This window comes from Hymenobacter sediminis (assembly GCF_003231285.1).
Taxonomy (GTDB): Bacteria; Bacteroidota; Bacteroidia; order Cytophagales; family Hymenobacteraceae; genus Hymenobacter; species Hymenobacter sediminis.
This window is the reverse complement of record NZ_QKNS01000007.1, coordinates 26,968-40,742: the sequence shown is the minus strand read 5'-3', so window position 1 is coordinate 40,742 and position 13,775 is coordinate 26,968. Positions and strand designations below refer to the sequence as shown.

Here is a 13,775-nt window from a genome sequence, read left to right as displayed (position 1 = left end):
TCCGTTGGCTTTTGTTTTATATGCAGAATGGAAAGGCTATGCTGCTCCTTGCTGAACACGATAGAACTCCTCAACGGCTGCCTGCGCCTGCGTGTCGGCGCGAGGGTGCCTATGCAAACGGCCCAGGTGAGCTACCAGCAAAGGCTTTTCAGGGCCGGCGGCGTTTATCAGCCGGTTAAGTAGCCAGACGGTCATTGCCGTTGGCTGCCGGTCTAGGGAGGCCAGCAGCAAGGCTTCGTAATGCCCGCGGTAACTCTCAAGAGTGTGTACCAACTGGCCCGGCGCTCCAAATTCAACCTGCGGGTGCCGCTCCAGAACGCCTAGGATTGCCTGGCAAGCCCGATGACCGTCGCTATTTTGTTGTAAGCCGTTCATCAACTCCCCAAGATTGTCCAGCTGAGCATAATCCTCGGAGCTATCGACAGTCAGGTGGTTTAGCTCCCCAATTATTTCGTCGGTTGTCATAAAAGCCAGCAGTATAGACGTGAAGTGCGCTTTACAGGGCGGCCGTTCAGGCATTATCAAATGCTGAGCACCACGCGCTGTATTGTGGTCCGGCCCAGGCTTTCATGCGGGGAAATAGCCATGCGGCGGCGCGTGGGGCCAGGTTGAAGCCCCGCTCATCGTCGATAATCCGGTCTGGCTCAAAAGCGGTGAGAGCGTGGTGCAATGCCGCGCTACACAGCAAAAATTGTCCTAGCGTATCGGCTATCTTCTCGCCGGTTTCCCAGTCGCCCTGGCCGTGCCACAGCTTCTGAATACCTGACTCAGGCTGGCTCAGGTCGAGCAGCACGGGGTCTTCGCCTTCATCACCGAGCAGAAAAAAGCCCGCTGGCCAGTCTTCAATGGGCATGTTGGTGACGGTGTTCCAGTTGTAGCCCGGTTGCCGTACGCCCAGCCGGTCGAGGCTATACAAGTAGAGCGGGTTCCCTACTGTAGTAAAGCTCACTTCCTCTGTGGGGGCTATAACATCAAGATAAGTCCGAAGCTCCTCGGGTAGTGGCTGGTCAAACTCGGCGGCCAGCCGCCCGGCGGCCTTGCCGTGTCCGAAAGCAAATGGCTGGCCTCCGGGCCAAAATCCGTGAATTTCCGTGAATGCCTCGTCGAAAGTCATAACTAGGTTGAGGAAATATTTAGTCAGGAAGAACGCTCGATAACAGGCACAATAAATTACCCCATCTGCAAGGGTACGAACTTTACCTACTGTTCGGCTATGCCGGCCAGTCTAGCTTTTACTACTCCCTCGTAAGAAGGCAAGCTTAGTTCGCTGCAACTCGTGGCACCTAGGGCTTCCTTTTCTTACGCGGGTGTCCCGATGGTCTTGGGCCGGACCAAGTGTTCTTCGACTGCTTTTCGGTAAGGCAGCCGAGAGCGAGGCCTTCCTACCTCCGTATCAGGGTAGGAAGGCCTCCAACCGATTACGGCCACCTGGCCAGCGGCAAGCCATAAGTTGCTGGTTTCTAGTAAAGCGCTATAAGGGCGCCTCAATCAAGAGGCTATAGAATAGAAAAACGGCCCGGGTTCCCTTGCTAAGTTTCTACGCTGGTAATTTGTGCGTTAGCCTATAAAAAGCCCCAACTATTCGGCCCGAGTTCTGTTTATACAATCTCTCTGCTGCCTGCTGCGCAACTGATCCGGAAGGGCATGAGCAGGACTAGCTGATTTACCGGATGTCAGCCAGCCACGCACTGGCCACGTATCCTACCCGGCCGTTCACGGCTACCTTGGTATAGGAGCCTTCGCTCCGGCCCAGCACGTACACAGCTGCTTTGGGAGGGCAGGTGTAGAGTTGCTTGGCTGTGCTTCCAGCTGCTGCTAGCAGGGGATAATCCATTGCCTTCCGGAACCTAGTCCGGTAGAGGTAATTTGATACAGCAGCTGAGTCCGGCGTAGGTTGCCAGGTAGCATGTGGTGCGGATTGGCGTGCCTTAGGCGCCTGCTGGGCTACTACAGGCTGCTGCGCCCCCAGCATGAAAGCAACTGTGCTCCAGAACATCGTGAGGTACTTAGCCATAATTGCTAGTTACGTATCCGGTATATAAATAGAAGGAATTCAAGCTAAGCTCCAGCTGAAACAGCAAATTCTTTCTATTTATTCTGACATGATTCGTGCCAGTACAGATATTTGCAGGAGTATACCCATAAGATGGTAACCTTAACCATGTTTTTGGCAGTATACTGTTCTGCTCTCTTACTGCCTGCCTTTCCCGCCTTCTTCGACCTATGCCACAGCTTGCGGGCCTTCCGCTTTACTTCGAGAATCCCATTGGCCGCCTCTACGAACACCCCGACGGCTATGCCATTATTGCTTATAATCCTGGACCTCGCCAGCTGGCTACCTTCCAGGCGTTTCTCCAGCATCTGGAGAATATGCTCCGGCGCCACGGCTGGAACAAAATTCTCGCCGATCATCGGCAGCTGACGCCTTTCACAGAAGAGGAGCACGTTTTCCTGCACGAGCACTGGCTACAGACCTCCCATGCCTCGGGACAACAAATGCTGACGGCCGTGCTGATTTCGGCCGAGCAGCTCGCGGAGCTACCGGCCGAGCAGCAGCAGACTGCGCACGTCGGTACGCTGACTTACCATTTATTTGCCGACGTTGCTTCGGCTACTGCCTGGCTGCGCCCCCTGGTGTAACTTATTTCTATTGATTACATAAGCATAGACGCCTTTCGCTCTGTTACGGGCGCTGGCATTTTTCTACTTTTTCTACGCTATTATTCTGTGGCCCAGCCCATCCTATACTTTGAAAACGCTATGGCCAGCATCTACGCTCACTTGGGTGGCTACGCGCTGCTGCGCTACCATCCAGGTGCGCGCACACTGGCCGACGTGCACCAAATCCTTACCTACACGGGACAACTATTGGCGCAGCGGGGCTGGCACAAGCTCTTTAGCGACCAACGCCTGCTCTCCCCTTTCACTGAGGACGAACAAGCCCTGATCTTGGATTTTTGGCAGGCTCGCCACTTTACGCATGGCCCTACCTTGGGAGCCGTACTCCTTTCCCAGGACGTATTTACCCGCCTCTCCTTCCATGCCATTCGGGAGCAGGCGTACGGCGCGCTACGCTACCAGGTCTTCGAGGACGAAGCCGAGGCCGCCTCTTGGCTTCAGCAGATAAGCACGCTACCAAGCTGAAGCCGAGAGGCTAATTTGCCCCACTATTATGTGGTTGAAGGACAAAAGAGTGCATAAGTTGCAACAGCAAGGTGTCTGCCTCACTCAGGCCTACCCGGTTCAACTCCACCTGCTCTGGGGCCACGTATCCCGTTAGTTGAGCAAACTCAGCCGGGGTAGCCGCATGAAAGCCCATGGACCATTCCGAGAAGCTGCGGTGTTCGATGGCTTTATCTGCCAGTTTTACTACACCTGCGTGTCGTGGATCCGCTTGAAGCTTCTGGTAAAGGGCCTGGAGCGCAGCTTCTTCTCCTTCCAGCACCTGCATAAATTGCCCATTGCCATACACCAGCAAACCAGTTATTTGAGCCTGCGTATTCGCTTGGCGCGCTTGCTCGAGCAAGGTGCGTAGCTGCTCGTCTCCAAGGGACTGCACGCTCCGGCTCATGTAGATGATGTGGTGCATCACAAGGCTGATGGTGAGTTGGTATAACCTCAACCGTTGTAAAAGGTTCCTTTCTTTCACTTGCCCACGTGACGGTCCGGGCTCTTATATGACTAACAGAGTGGAAGTGGAGAGTATAGGTAGCAGAGCCACTACTAGTTTGTTTGCCTTCAGGGGGTAGGAGACCTAAAAAGATCAGTGCAAGGGCATACATGCCGGACAGTACCTAAGCACTTGTCAAGGGGAGAGGGGTAGGGCTCCGTTTCTTAATTAAGGTTGTGCTTTTATTCAACCATCCGGTAGAAGAAAGGCAAATAAAATGACTTCTGCCAAGTAGTTGCCTTAGCAGCGGTACTTCAAGATGCTGAGATACATGGCACACAACTGCCGCTCCAACTTTCAGCGGCAGAGTTATTGGATTGCAGCTTTGGTCTTGTAGCTCTGATTCTGGTTAGGCTGCTGCCGCTTTGCGGCGTTCTGCTTCTGCTTTCACAGCGGCCTTAAATTCCTCATTACTGTGCAAGTCCGGGTGGGCTTTCCAGACCGTGCCTGGGGCTTCCCCATTATGCAAGCGACTCATGGCCTCATGGAGTAGGTCGGCCTCCGTGGGCTTCTGCGGGGTAGCTTTGGCTTCCGCTGTCAACTGCTCAGATTCTTCCTCTCCAAAAAAGCCATGTTGGTAGAGGCCTGTCAGCTTGAGTACCGCCCGGCTTAGGGCTCGTTTCTCCGCAGTTTCAGCGAAGTAGCTGTTCTTGCAGTTCTCGGGTACAGCGCTTCCATAAGTTTCTACCGTTGCCTCGTCCATCTTAGCTACGGCCTTAATAACTGCATACTTGGGTTCAAGCTTGAGGGCTTTGTAACTAACCTGTATTCCATAATGTGCTTGCACCTTTTCAATACCTGACCGGGTCAGGATGGTGTAGTGCTGGTGTTGAAATACATCTTCCTTGATCAGGCCGCACTCTTTGTAGAGGCTATTGAGCTTGTCGGCTTTCGTGGCAGGCGCTTGCTTAGCCATAGTGGTTCAAGAGGTAGGTGATTAAAGAGAAGGCTCGTCGTACTGAGGTCGTATTTTCTACGAATTGGATGTCTCGCAGTTGTAGCGGCACTCAGAGTGACAAACCAAGGGAAATAAACAAGTATCTGGGGAGTTCGTCCGTAGTACAGCTGTTCTGACAAATAAAGGCGCATAATTCGTCACCAAGCCTAACATCGCCTACCTGAATTGCGGCTTTGAAACAAGTAGGATGTCAGCAGCATATTCGCGTCTAGACATCCATTAAACTGCTTGGCCCTCTACCCATTGCAGAGCCACTGGCTTCTTCAAGCAGAGCAGCTGTTTTTGATTCTGCGTCGGCTTCGGGTTTCAACGAACCCTGTTTTCCTGTGTACAGCTTTGGAGCCTTAATATAATATCTCGACTAGTTGCCTAACAGTCGCGAAAGAAGCAGATCTGGTGAAAAGATACACGTCCGGTTGAGCAGTTTTTATTTTAAGTGATGAGCTTAATTATTGTAAATCAATATTTTAAATAAACAAAATCACATAACTATCGTCTTTAGTTAGGCAGCCCACATGCAAATGCTTTCAAACCGGTTGCTCTCGCGCAAAACCTGACACCTTTTCTAACCTCTTTTTCTTGTTAGCTATGAAAACGATTATTCTGTCCTTGGCCTTGCTTACTGGTGCTACTGCCGCTGTACAGGCCCAATCCACCACCGGGGGCGGTACCCGTTTCGGCCTGAAAGTAGGCGTAGTGGCCGCCACGCTGGCTGGCGACGACAAAGACTTCCAAGGCGATGTGCAAAACCGCTTTGGGTTTCAGGCTGGTATTACAACCACTACTACCCTAGGTGTTGGTGGGCTGTTTGAACTGCACCCCGAACTGCTGTATTCCCAGCGCGGCTACCAGATCGAAGACGTTTCCAAAACCACCTTTCATAACCTTGATTTACCACTCCTAGCCCGCCTTAATGCTGCTGGCTTTGTGGTAGAAGTCGGCCCGCAAGTGGGCTATTTATTTGGCCGGAAGACCAAATTTGATGATTCAGCTCAGGAGGACATTACCGGTCGGGACCAACTTAACAAGCTCCAGTTCGGCTACATTGTGGGCGTCGGCTATCAGTTGGAGAGCGGCCCCAATGTTGGCATCCGCTACAACCGCAGCATCACCAAGCTTTATGATGGAGATGCTGCCCTACCCGGAGGGAATAAAATTTATAACTCCGTGTTTCAGTTTCAATTAGGATTTGCTTTCCCCGGTGGTAAATAGCCCGCCACGCTTCTGATATAGAAATCCAATGAAGCAGTAGTTAGCTCAGCAACGATATAAGTAGGGCATTGTTATGAGCAAAAAAGAAGCCCGCTCATACAGCGGGCTTCTTTTTTGCCCTTTGATGAGCATTTAAATAGCTGACTTCTGAAACGCGCATCTCATTTTGTCAGCGTTACTTTCAACGTATCAGTACACTCTGCCAACAACTCTGCCACGGTCTTTTCTAACACTGGATGCATTACATCGGCTGCTATTTCTACTAGGGGTACTAAAGCAAAACGGCGCTCCGGCAAGCGTGGGTGGGGTAGGATGAGGCGCGCTGTGTTCAGGACAAGGTCATCGTATAGCAGAATGTCCACGTCGAGGGTGCGGGCGCCCCAACGGATGAGCCGTTCCCGGCCAGCACGCTGCTCGGTGGCTTGGCAGGTTTCGAGGAGTTGGAGGGGTAGGAGAGTAGTCTGCACACAGATGGCCTGGTTCAGAAAAGCAGGCTGGTCTTCGAGGCCCCAGGCGGCGGTTTCGTAGAGCGCCGAGGCGGCTACCACGTTGCCAGCGGTGGCATTTAGATAATCTATAGCCTCACGCAGAATCGTGGTTCGGTTGCCGAGGTTAGAGCCGAGGAGGAGGTAGGCGGTAGACATGAGACTATAGAACGCGGCCCAAGAACTCCATAGTCACCTCTGCGGCAGTCAGGGCTTGGGTAGGCAGCTCTGGGGAAGGCCACGGGTGACTACCCCCGAAATTGTGCGTAACTCCCGGCAGGATGGCCAACTCGGCTTCGGGCTTCCAGGATTTTAGCTCGTGGGCCCGCTGCACAGGTACGGTTTCGTCCTGGTCGCCGTGCAGAATCAGGAGGGGCTGCCGAAGCTTGCGGCGCACGTTGTGCGGGATATCCAGCCGCAAGCGGTTTTGGTGGTAGTCCTCTACAATCTGGAAGTAAAGCGGGAGCTGCTGCTTGGTGCGGCTGTTTTCTACGTAATACACGCCCTGCTGCTGCCAGTGCTGCATCAACTCCTCGGTCCAGCCGGGGTTTACATTATTAATAGCGGCCCAGGTAACCACAGCTTTCACACGAACATCTTCGGCGGCCTTCAGCAGCACCAGCCCGCCGCCTCGGCTGTGGCCGATGAGGGCTAGGCGCGTCAGGTCCATTTCAGTGCGAGGCAGCTGGGTTTCGTCGGCCTGGTGCAGGTAGTCGAGCAGGGTGCCAATGTCGTTTAGCTCCAATGAAAAGTTGTTCCGCCCGAAGGCTTCCAGGTCCTCCAAGTCGCCGGTGCCATCTACTACTAGGCCGTTGTGGGAGAGATTGAGCTTCACAAACACTACCCCCTGTTGGGCAAACCAATCGGCCAGTATGTTGAAATGGCCCCAGTCTTTGAACCCTTTAAAGCCATGCACGAACACTACTATCGGTTTGGGCTGCCCGGTGGGCACGTAGCGCAAATCAGCGGCGAAGGGGCGGGCATGGAGGGGGCTGGCAAGGCGCAGATCGAGGCGGAGGGGCTGGGGCAGTGGCATAGAAACGAAGGTAGGGGAAGTGGTGAGATTGTGGACTGGTAAATGGCGAGTTCGACGCTCTGGCGGCGCATACGGCGTGGTTCCATCTGGCCCTGCCAGCAGTCCTACCCCTTCAAATCCCACAAACCCATTCTGCCAGCCATTGTTATCCTGAGCAGACGGCGTGGCTGCTGCCAAAAACTAGGACTAGCAACTAGTTCCCCTCCTCAGATGAGGAGGGGTTAGGGGTGGTTGAAAAGCTAGAACTAAAAGACTGAGGCTAGTTATCGTTCTATCATCATCAACCACCCCTGGCCCCTTCTCATCTGAGGAGGGGGAACTAGTTGCTAGTCTAGCTACACACTCCATAATCTGGTTTGACAAATACCCTACCTTCTAAAATGTACTTAACCCTTACTGCATGTGGGGTAGGCGCAGCTCTTACTCCCCATTTCACTAACTCACTATTTCACCTTTTTCCCCGTATCATTGCAGCGCTCAAAATACCCGCATGACCGTTACGCTGGACCAGATACAGGCGCCCATCGCCGCCGAGATGGAGGAATTCGAGAAGAAATTCCGCCAGTCCATGCAAACGCGGCAGCTCCTGCTCGATAAAATCATGGGGTACATTGTGAAGCGCAAGGGCAAGCAGATCCGGCCCATGTTTGTGTTCTTCACGGCCAAAATTAGCGGCGGCGACCCGTTGCCAGAAGCATCGTTCCGAGGCGCGGCCCTGATTGAGCTGCTGCACACGGCCACGCTGGTGCACGACGACGTGGTGGACGAATCGAACTACCGGCGCGGCTTCTTTTCCATTAATGCGCTCTGGAAAAACAAGATTGCCGTGCTCGTGGGCGATTATCTGCTGAGCAAAGGTCTGCTGCTGAGCCTGGAGAATAATGACTACGAGCTGCTCAAAATCGTGAGCAACGCGGTAAAGGAGCTGAGCGAAGGCGAGTTGCTGCAGATTGAAAAAGCCCGCCGCCTCGACATTACCGAGGACGTATACTTCGACATCATCCGGCAGAAAACAGCCTCGCTTATTGCTTCCTGCTGCGCGGTAGGGGCGGCCTCGGCCGGCGCCGACGCGGAAACCATTGAGCGAGCCCGCCTCTTCGGCGAGAAGGTGGGCATGGCTTTCCAAATCAAGGACGACCTGTTCGACTACGGCACAGCCGAAATTGGGAAGCCGTTGGGCATTGATATCAAGGAAAAAAAGATGACCCTGCCTCTCATCTACGCCCTTCAGCAAGCCGACTGGCTGACCAAACGCCGCGTCATCTACAACGTGAAGAACAACGATGGCCGCAAGGACCGGGTGCAGCAGGTTATTGAGTACGTGAAAACCTCCGGGGGCCTGGAGTACGCCATTAAAGTGATGGAGCGCTACCGCGACGAAGCCCTGGAAATTCTGCGCACGTTCCCGGCTTCGGCCTCCCGCACTTCCCTGGAGCAACTTATCAACTACACCATCGAGCGGGAGAAGTAATTCGCACTTCGCTTAGGCGTTGACCTAACACGAAAAAGGCTCGCCAAATGGCGAGCCTTTTTCGTGTTGAAGCAGTAGGCAACCGGAGTTGCGTGGGCTGAGGCTTAATGCTCCGGCTCGGCAATCTGGTAGGCTACGCTATCCGGGGCCACTTCCGACACCTCAAAATGCACACCATCGAAGGTGCTTTTTACGGTGATTTCGTGGGTCATGTCGCAGCCGGGGCACTTAATCTCTTCCTTCTCAAACTGGCCGTCGTCTTCCATGGAGTTGGCCAAGTGGTCGGGAGCGGGCACGCCAATCAGATCAGTGAAAACTTCGGTGTGGCACTCGTTGCATTCGAATTTGAGGCCTACAGTACGGCCTTGCAGTTCATCGAGCGGGGCGGGGGTATTTTTCTGTTGAATCCACATAAGGAACCGGGAGTTTGGTTGTTGGAGAAAGTTCGGGAGGCCACAGGGGCTAGTAGGCTGTACGCGCGAACGGTGGCTTGGGGTTGTGCTGAGGGGTAGGAGAGTGCAGCTTGCTGGCTCGGTGGCCTCGTTTTTGTTTTATCTTGGAAAGCATTACTCCGCTATTTCCGTATGCCTACCCCCTTGTTACCTGATATAGAGGCGCCGACGGCGCCTTTTCCGTGGGTGCCACGCTGGCGCACCTTACTTTCCTCGCTGGCTATGGCCCGCGACCCTATTGGCAACCTTAACCGTGCCCACGCCGCCCACGGCGACACTGTGGGCCTGCACCTGGGGGGCATCCGGCCTTGCTACGTCACCCGCGACCCGGCGCTGGTGCAGCATATTCTGCAGAAAAACCACCGTCGCTACCTTAAGTCGGACCTCACGCACGGCCTGATTCGCTACATCGGGCGCGGACTGCTCACTAACGAGGGGCCCGACTGGCTACGGCAGCGCCGCCTAATTCAGCCGGCCTTCCACCGCCAACGCCTGGCGGGCCTTACCCGCCTGATGCAGGCCGCCGCTGAAGAATGGACCCAGGAGCTGCAAGCCCGCACGGCGGCCGGCCCGGCTGTGGTCGATATTCATGAGGCCATGACGCGGGTAGCGTTCCGAATTATTGCGCAGGCCACGTTTGGTACCAGCATGAGCGACGCGGAGCGCGACCGGCTGTCGGATATTCTGACCCAGATTCAGGCCTTCTATGTGCGTACCATCCGGCAGCCCTACCTCCGGCCCTGGCTGCAAGGCACCGGCAGCTACCGTCGCCACGAAGCCCTGAGCCAAGAGCTGCGCGAGTTGGTCCGTACTTATATCCGCAAGCGCCAGCAGACCGGTGCCAGCCCCGCCACCCCTCACAACGACCTGCTACAAATGCTGCTGGACGTGCGCTACGAGGATACCGGGGAGCCCATGACCGAAGAACAGCTAGTGGACGAAGCCAACATTCTGCTGCTGGCTGGCCACGAAACCTCGGCTAACGCTCTGAGCTGGCTGTTTTACCTGTTGGCCGAGCACCCCGAGGCCGCCGCGCAGGTACGGCAGGAGCGGGCGGCCGCCGGCCTAGCCCACCGCGCCCCGGAGTTCGAGGAACTGGCTCGTCTGCCCTATTCTATGCAGGTGATTCAGGAAACCATGCGGCTTTACCCCCCGGCATGGATTCTGGACCGCGTGGCCCTGGAAGACGACGAGTTTCAGGGACACCCCTTTCCGAAAGGCACGTTGTTTTCGCTGTATATCTACGGCCTGCACCGCCACCCCACGCTGTGGCCTCAGCCCAATGCGTTCCGGCCCGAGCGGTTCGCGCCGGGCGCCCAGCCGCCGGTGCCGGCTTATGCCTACCTACCTTTTGGGGGCGGACCGCGCCTGTGCATCGGCAACCATTTTGCCCTAGCCGAAATTCAGCTGGTGCTGTTGGAAACGCTACGGCACTTCACCGTCGCGCCCGTCACGCAAGAAGGGGTAGTACCCGTGCCGCTGGTGACGTTGCGGCCACAGGAAGGGGTAGAGTTGCGGTTTGAGCGGATAGCATAACCGGAATATCTGTCATCCTGAGCGCAGCGAAGGACCTCTACCGTTTCGTTAAGGCGACAATGCAACGAAACGGTAGAGGTCCTTCGCTGCGCTCAGGATGACAGATATTCTTCACTCAATCCTCACTGAAATTCAGATTCTGCTTTCTGCTTAATCCCCCTAACTCTCATCAGAACGCCCTTACTGCCACCACTTGGCCTGCGGTAGCGGACCTGCACCGAGCGTTACGGTTTGGCCCAGGAGCGGGGTTGTCATGGGTAGGCCGAGGTGGGCTGCGGCGGCCGAGGCCCGCTCCACCGGTTCGTTCCAGGGGTGGTGGGCCTCCGTGAAAGCGCCCCAATGCACGGGCAGCAGCAGCTTGGCTTGCACATCAAGGGCGGCCTGCACGCTCTGTTCGGGCAGCATATGAATCTGGGCCCACTGGGCATCATACTGCCCACATTCCATCAGGGCCAGGTCGAAAGGGCCGTGTTGTTGGCCGATGGCTTGGAAGTGCGGGCCGTAGCCTCCGTCGCCGCTGTAAAACACGCGCTTCGCGGCCGACTTTATCACCCAAGAGCTCCAGGAAGTAGCATTTCGGTTGGTAAGGCCCCGGCCGGAAAAGTGGCGGGCGGGCGTGCTGGTAATGGTCAGGCCGCCGGGCAACTGCACTGAGTCGTTCCAATCCAGGTCCCGTATGCGCTCCGGCGCCACGCCCCAGGCCCGCAGGTGGGCGCCTACCCCCAGCGGCACGAAGAAGTGTGTAGTCTTATCCTTGAGCCGCAGAATGGTCTGGTAGTCCAGGTGGTCGTAATGGTCGTGGGAAATCAGGACGGCATCAATAGGCGGGAGCTGCTCGGCAGTAATGGCCACCTGCGGATTGTAGCGCTGGGGCGTAATCCAGGAGATAGGCCCCATCTTCACGCTCAGCATCGGGTCGAGCAGGATGTTCTTCCCCGCAATTTCTACCAAGCTGGCCGAGTGCCCGAACCACGTTACGCGCAGCACTTCCGGCGTTTTTCGGGTGATGCTCACAGAGTCCAGCGGCTGCATGGGCAGCGGTCCGGCGGGCTTGTCGTTGGGTGTTTTGCTGAACAGAAAGCGCCAGAGCGAGCCAACCGTGCTGCCGCCCGTCATGAGGGTAGTGGGCACCAGGTTCTGAAATTCCCCATCCTGGTAGTGCCCCGATTTCGCGTAGGCTGCCCGCTGGGCCTTGGTGGGTTTACCCCCAAACTCGGGGCTGAGGTTGGCAAACGCTACGCCTATTACCAGCAGAACAATCAGAAGGCTGACCGTGAGGCGGCCCAGGAAGCGGAGAGGTTTGCGCATGTGTGCGGGGTAGTGGTTAAGCTCGTAGTCGATTGCATACGGGAAATACTTTACTGCATCCGGCAAAAGACCAAAAAGGAGCCGCCTTACCCCCAACTCTACGCAAAACCGCTCTGCCCGAGCAAACGAGCAGAGCGGTTGGGAATAGGTTGGAGCCTACGTAAGGGGTAGGAGCTTAGCTGCGGCCGCCGAAGCTGCGGCGGTCAGGGCCCTGGCGGTCCTGCTGCCGGTCATGGCGGTTGCTCATTTGGCGCATGCGCTCCTGGCGTTTAGCCTCCAGCTGGGCGTACTGCTTTTTAGAAAGGGCGTCTTTGAGCTGCTTATCGGTGTTCTCACGGATGCGCTTGAACTCGCTGATCCGCTGGCTGCGGTCCTGGCCCGAGCGGCCGCGCAGGGCTTGCATCTGCTGCTGCTGATCCTGGAAAATCTTCTCGACCTTCGACTTCTGCTTTTTGCTCAGGTCGAGCTCTTTGGCCAGCTCATCGGTGCGGCGCTGGCGTTCCTGAGCACTGAGTTGGCCGCGGCGGTCATGGTCTTGGCGGCGGTCGTGGCGTTGCTCGCGGCCTTGGCGCTGCTGGCGGCCATCATCCTGGCGCTGGTCGGCGGCAAAGCTGGTGCTTACAATGGAAGAAGACAAACCAAGGAGAAGGGCGAGGCTGAAGAGTTGCTTTTTCATGATAAGGAGAAGGTTGAGGGCTGATGTGAGGGTAGCGTCCGATGCGCTACGTTCTGCCATCTCTCATTCAAACCAGGTGCCTTATTCCGGTTGGTTTCCTCTACTATCTAGCACTACCCCCGAAACACCGACCAACCGCCTCTTTTAATCGCCCTGCCTTTTCTTCCAATTCTGAAGCTGAAAGCTATTTATTTGGCCTTTGCACACGTATGCACCTCAACTTCTGGGTTAGGGCCAGAAGCAGTACCCATGAAGTGCCCCACTTTGTATAAAGCAACAGCTGAAGGGCTAGAAATTGCTAAAGCATGTCTATCGAAACTTCAATTGATATAGTAGGAGGCATTAGGCCTCTTCAGGACCGATTTTGCCCTTTGAATGAAGCTGAAATAGCTGAGCTCGAGAAAGCAGTAGGTGCCAGATTGCCGCAAGATTACGTTTGGCTGCTGCAAACCTATGGCGAGTTTATATTCCGCAACTCAGTCGGGTTTGCACCCCTCAAATCAGATCCAGAATACAAACATCCCGAAGAACTTGGCATACCTAATGGCAGCATATTTAAGGGCTCAGGAATAGCTACGGTATATGGTAAGAATACTCATAAAGGAGTAATAACCATCCTGGAAAAGCTGAAGATGTATCAGAGCAGGATGCCTGAACAGTTTTTGCCCTTTGCTGATGACGGCATGGGAAATCAGCTGTGCTTGGCTCTGGTTCCCGAAAACTATCAGAATGTGTATTGGTGGGACCATGAGCTGGAGTGGGACGAAGAGGACTATGAAGACGAAACTGGCTCTCCTATGCCCAATGCTGCAAAGTTTCAGAACGTATATCTGGTGGCCAATAGCCTGACCGAGCTTTTCGAAAAGCTGGTCGTATGGGCGTCGGCTACTTCTTAGATGCTCTCTAGCTACCTATTACTAGAGATAAACCTGTCTAGGGTATGTGCGGCTTGTGGAAACTCTGTGCACAAC

Annotated in this window: 16 protein-coding genes; 6 read left to right on the top strand and 10 right to left on the bottom strand. The window is 55.3% G+C overall.

Features of this window, described 5'->3' with window-relative positions; genetic code table 11:
• Window positions 1-36: 36 nt before the first annotated feature.
• The 3 genes from DNI29_RS17790 to DNI29_RS17780 form a co-directional block, all read right to left on the bottom strand.
• Window positions 37-465, bottom strand: coding sequence for a hypothetical protein (locus tag DNI29_RS17790; RefSeq protein WP_110979490.1), 429 nt, complete (start codon window positions 463-465; stop codon window positions 37-39).
• Between the two features lie 46 nt (window positions 466-511).
• Window positions 512-1,114: an SMI1/KNR4 family protein gene (locus DNI29_RS17785; RefSeq protein WP_110979489.1), complete on the bottom strand. Its 603-nt coding sequence runs from the start codon at window positions 1,112-1,114 to the stop codon at window positions 512-514.
• 549 nt (window positions 1,115-1,663) lie between these two features.
• On the bottom strand, window positions 1,664-2,014 hold the full coding sequence (locus DNI29_RS17780; RefSeq protein ID WP_110979488.1) for an SH3 domain-containing protein: 351 nt from the start codon (window positions 2,012-2,014) through the stop codon (window positions 1,664-1,666).
• Between the two features lie 209 nt (window positions 2,015-2,223).
• Between DNI29_RS17780 and DNI29_RS17775 the strand changes: the two genes are divergently transcribed.
• Both DNI29_RS17775 and DNI29_RS17770 read left to right on the top strand, forming a co-directional pair.
• Window positions 2,224-2,640 carry a hypothetical protein gene (locus DNI29_RS17775; RefSeq protein ID WP_110979487.1) on the top strand — a complete coding sequence of 139 codons (417 nt, stop codon included), beginning with the start codon at window positions 2,224-2,226 and terminating at the stop codon, window positions 2,638-2,640.
• Window positions 2,641-2,727: 87 nt separating this feature from the next.
• A complete protein-coding gene (locus DNI29_RS17770) occupies window positions 2,728-3,144 on the top strand; it encodes a hypothetical protein (RefSeq protein WP_110979486.1) in 417 nt (138 codons plus the stop codon).
• Between the two features lie 10 nt (window positions 3,145-3,154).
• On the opposite strand, the gene DNI29_RS17765 is transcribed toward DNI29_RS17770, so the two are convergent.
• Together DNI29_RS17765 and DNI29_RS17760 are read right to left on the bottom strand one after the other, a co-directional pair.
• Complete coding sequence (locus DNI29_RS17765) at window positions 3,155-3,589, bottom strand: BLUF domain-containing protein (protein WP_123823307.1); 435 nt, start codon at window positions 3,587-3,589, stop codon at window positions 3,155-3,157.
• 430 nt (window positions 3,590-4,019) lie between these two features.
• On the bottom strand, window positions 4,020-4,586 hold the full coding sequence (locus tag DNI29_RS17760; protein ID WP_110979484.1) for a hypothetical protein: 567 nt from the start codon (window positions 4,584-4,586) through the stop codon (window positions 4,020-4,022).
• Window positions 4,587-5,216: 630 nt separating this feature from the next.
• Between DNI29_RS17760 and DNI29_RS17755 the strand changes: the two genes are divergently transcribed.
• Window positions 5,217-5,840, top strand: coding sequence for a porin family protein (locus DNI29_RS17755; protein ID WP_110979483.1), 624 nt, complete (start codon window positions 5,217-5,219; stop codon window positions 5,838-5,840).
• Between the two features lie 161 nt (window positions 5,841-6,001).
• Here DNI29_RS17755 and folK read toward each other — a convergent pair whose 3' ends face one another.
• Window positions 6,002-6,484, bottom strand: coding sequence for a 2-amino-4-hydroxy-6-hydroxymethyldihydropteridine diphosphokinase (gene folK, locus DNI29_RS17750; protein WP_110979482.1), 483 nt, complete (start codon window positions 6,482-6,484; stop codon window positions 6,002-6,004).
• A 4-nt stretch (window positions 6,485-6,488) separates the two neighbouring features.
• Window positions 6,489-7,361, bottom strand: a complete 873-nt coding sequence (locus tag DNI29_RS17745) for an alpha/beta hydrolase family protein (RefSeq protein ID WP_110979481.1) — start codon at window positions 7,359-7,361, stop codon at window positions 6,489-6,491.
• Between the two features lie 490 nt (window positions 7,362-7,851).
• Here DNI29_RS17745 and DNI29_RS17740 point away from each other — a divergent pair, with 490 nt between their 5' ends.
• Window positions 7,852-8,832, top strand: a complete 981-nt coding sequence (locus DNI29_RS17740; protein ID WP_110979480.1) for a polyprenyl synthetase family protein — start codon at window positions 7,852-7,854, stop codon at window positions 8,830-8,832.
• Between the two features lie 104 nt (window positions 8,833-8,936).
• Here DNI29_RS17740 and DNI29_RS17735 read toward each other — a convergent pair whose 3' ends face one another.
• Window positions 8,937-9,245 (bottom strand): hypothetical protein, encoded by a 309-nt coding sequence (locus DNI29_RS17735; RefSeq protein WP_110979479.1) that lies wholly within the window; start codon window positions 9,243-9,245, stop codon window positions 8,937-8,939.
• Window positions 9,246-9,416: 171 nt separating this feature from the next.
• Here DNI29_RS17735 and DNI29_RS17730 point away from each other — a divergent pair, with 171 nt between their 5' ends.
• On the top strand, window positions 9,417-10,820 hold the full coding sequence (locus DNI29_RS17730) for a cytochrome P450 (protein WP_110979478.1): 1,404 nt from the start codon (window positions 9,417-9,419) through the stop codon (window positions 10,818-10,820).
• A gap of 180 nt (window positions 10,821-11,000) precedes the next feature.
• Here DNI29_RS17730 and DNI29_RS17725 read toward each other — a convergent pair whose 3' ends face one another.
• Both DNI29_RS17725 and DNI29_RS17720 read right to left on the bottom strand, forming a co-directional pair.
• Window positions 11,001-12,128 (bottom strand): MBL fold metallo-hydrolase, encoded by a 1,128-nt coding sequence (locus tag DNI29_RS17725; protein WP_110979477.1) that lies wholly within the window; start codon window positions 12,126-12,128, stop codon window positions 11,001-11,003.
• Window positions 12,129-12,303: 175 nt separating this feature from the next.
• Window positions 12,304-12,804, bottom strand: coding sequence for a hypothetical protein (locus DNI29_RS17720; protein WP_110979476.1), 501 nt, complete (start codon window positions 12,802-12,804; stop codon window positions 12,304-12,306).
• Window positions 12,805-13,175: 371 nt separating this feature from the next.
• On the opposite strand from DNI29_RS17720, the gene DNI29_RS17715 reads away from it, so the two are divergent.
• Window positions 13,176-13,700: an SMI1/KNR4 family protein gene (locus DNI29_RS17715; RefSeq protein WP_162303653.1), complete on the top strand. Its 525-nt coding sequence runs from the start codon at window positions 13,176-13,178 to the stop codon at window positions 13,698-13,700.
• Window positions 13,701-13,775: the final 75 nt, after the last annotated feature.

Coding starts and splice junctions, on each gene's coding strand:
- DNI29_RS17790 (WP_110979490.1), bottom strand. CDS start 465: ATGACAACCGACGAAATAATTGGGGAGCTAAACCACCTGACTGTCGAT.
- DNI29_RS17785 (WP_110979489.1), bottom strand. CDS start 1,114: ATGACTTTCGACGAGGCATTCACGGAAATTCACGGATTTTGGCCCGGA.
- DNI29_RS17780 (WP_110979488.1), bottom strand. CDS start 2,014: ATGGCTAAGTACCTCACGATGTTCTGGAGCACAGTTGCTTTCATGCTG.
- DNI29_RS17775 (WP_110979487.1), top strand. CDS start 2,224: ATGCCACAGCTTGCGGGCCTTCCGCTTTACTTCGAGAATCCCATTGGC.
- DNI29_RS17765 (WP_123823307.1), bottom strand. CDS start 3,589: ATGCACCACATCATCTACATGAGCCGGAGCGTGCAGTCCCTTGGAGAC.
- DNI29_RS17760 (WP_110979484.1), bottom strand. CDS start 4,586: ATGGCTAAGCAAGCGCCTGCCACGAAAGCCGACAAGCTCAATAGCCTC.
- DNI29_RS17755 (WP_110979483.1), top strand. CDS start 5,217: ATGAAAACGATTATTCTGTCCTTGGCCTTGCTTACTGGTGCTACTGCC.
- folK (WP_110979482.1), bottom strand. CDS start 6,484: ATGTCTACCGCCTACCTCCTCCTCGGCTCTAACCTCGGCAACCGAACC.
- DNI29_RS17745 (WP_110979481.1), bottom strand. CDS start 7,361: ATGCCACTGCCCCAGCCCCTCCGCCTCGATCTGCGCCTTGCCAGCCCC.
- DNI29_RS17740 (WP_110979480.1), top strand. CDS start 7,852: ATGACCGTTACGCTGGACCAGATACAGGCGCCCATCGCCGCCGAGATG.
- DNI29_RS17735 (WP_110979479.1), bottom strand. CDS start 9,245: ATGTGGATTCAACAGAAAAATACCCCCGCCCCGCTCGATGAACTGCAA.
- DNI29_RS17730 (WP_110979478.1), top strand. CDS start 9,417: ATGCCTACCCCCTTGTTACCTGATATAGAGGCGCCGACGGCGCCTTTT.
- DNI29_RS17725 (WP_110979477.1), bottom strand. CDS start 12,128: ATGCGCAAACCTCTCCGCTTCCTGGGCCGCCTCACGGTCAGCCTTCTG.
- DNI29_RS17720 (WP_110979476.1), bottom strand. CDS start 12,804: ATGAAAAAGCAACTCTTCAGCCTCGCCCTTCTCCTTGGTTTGTCTTCT.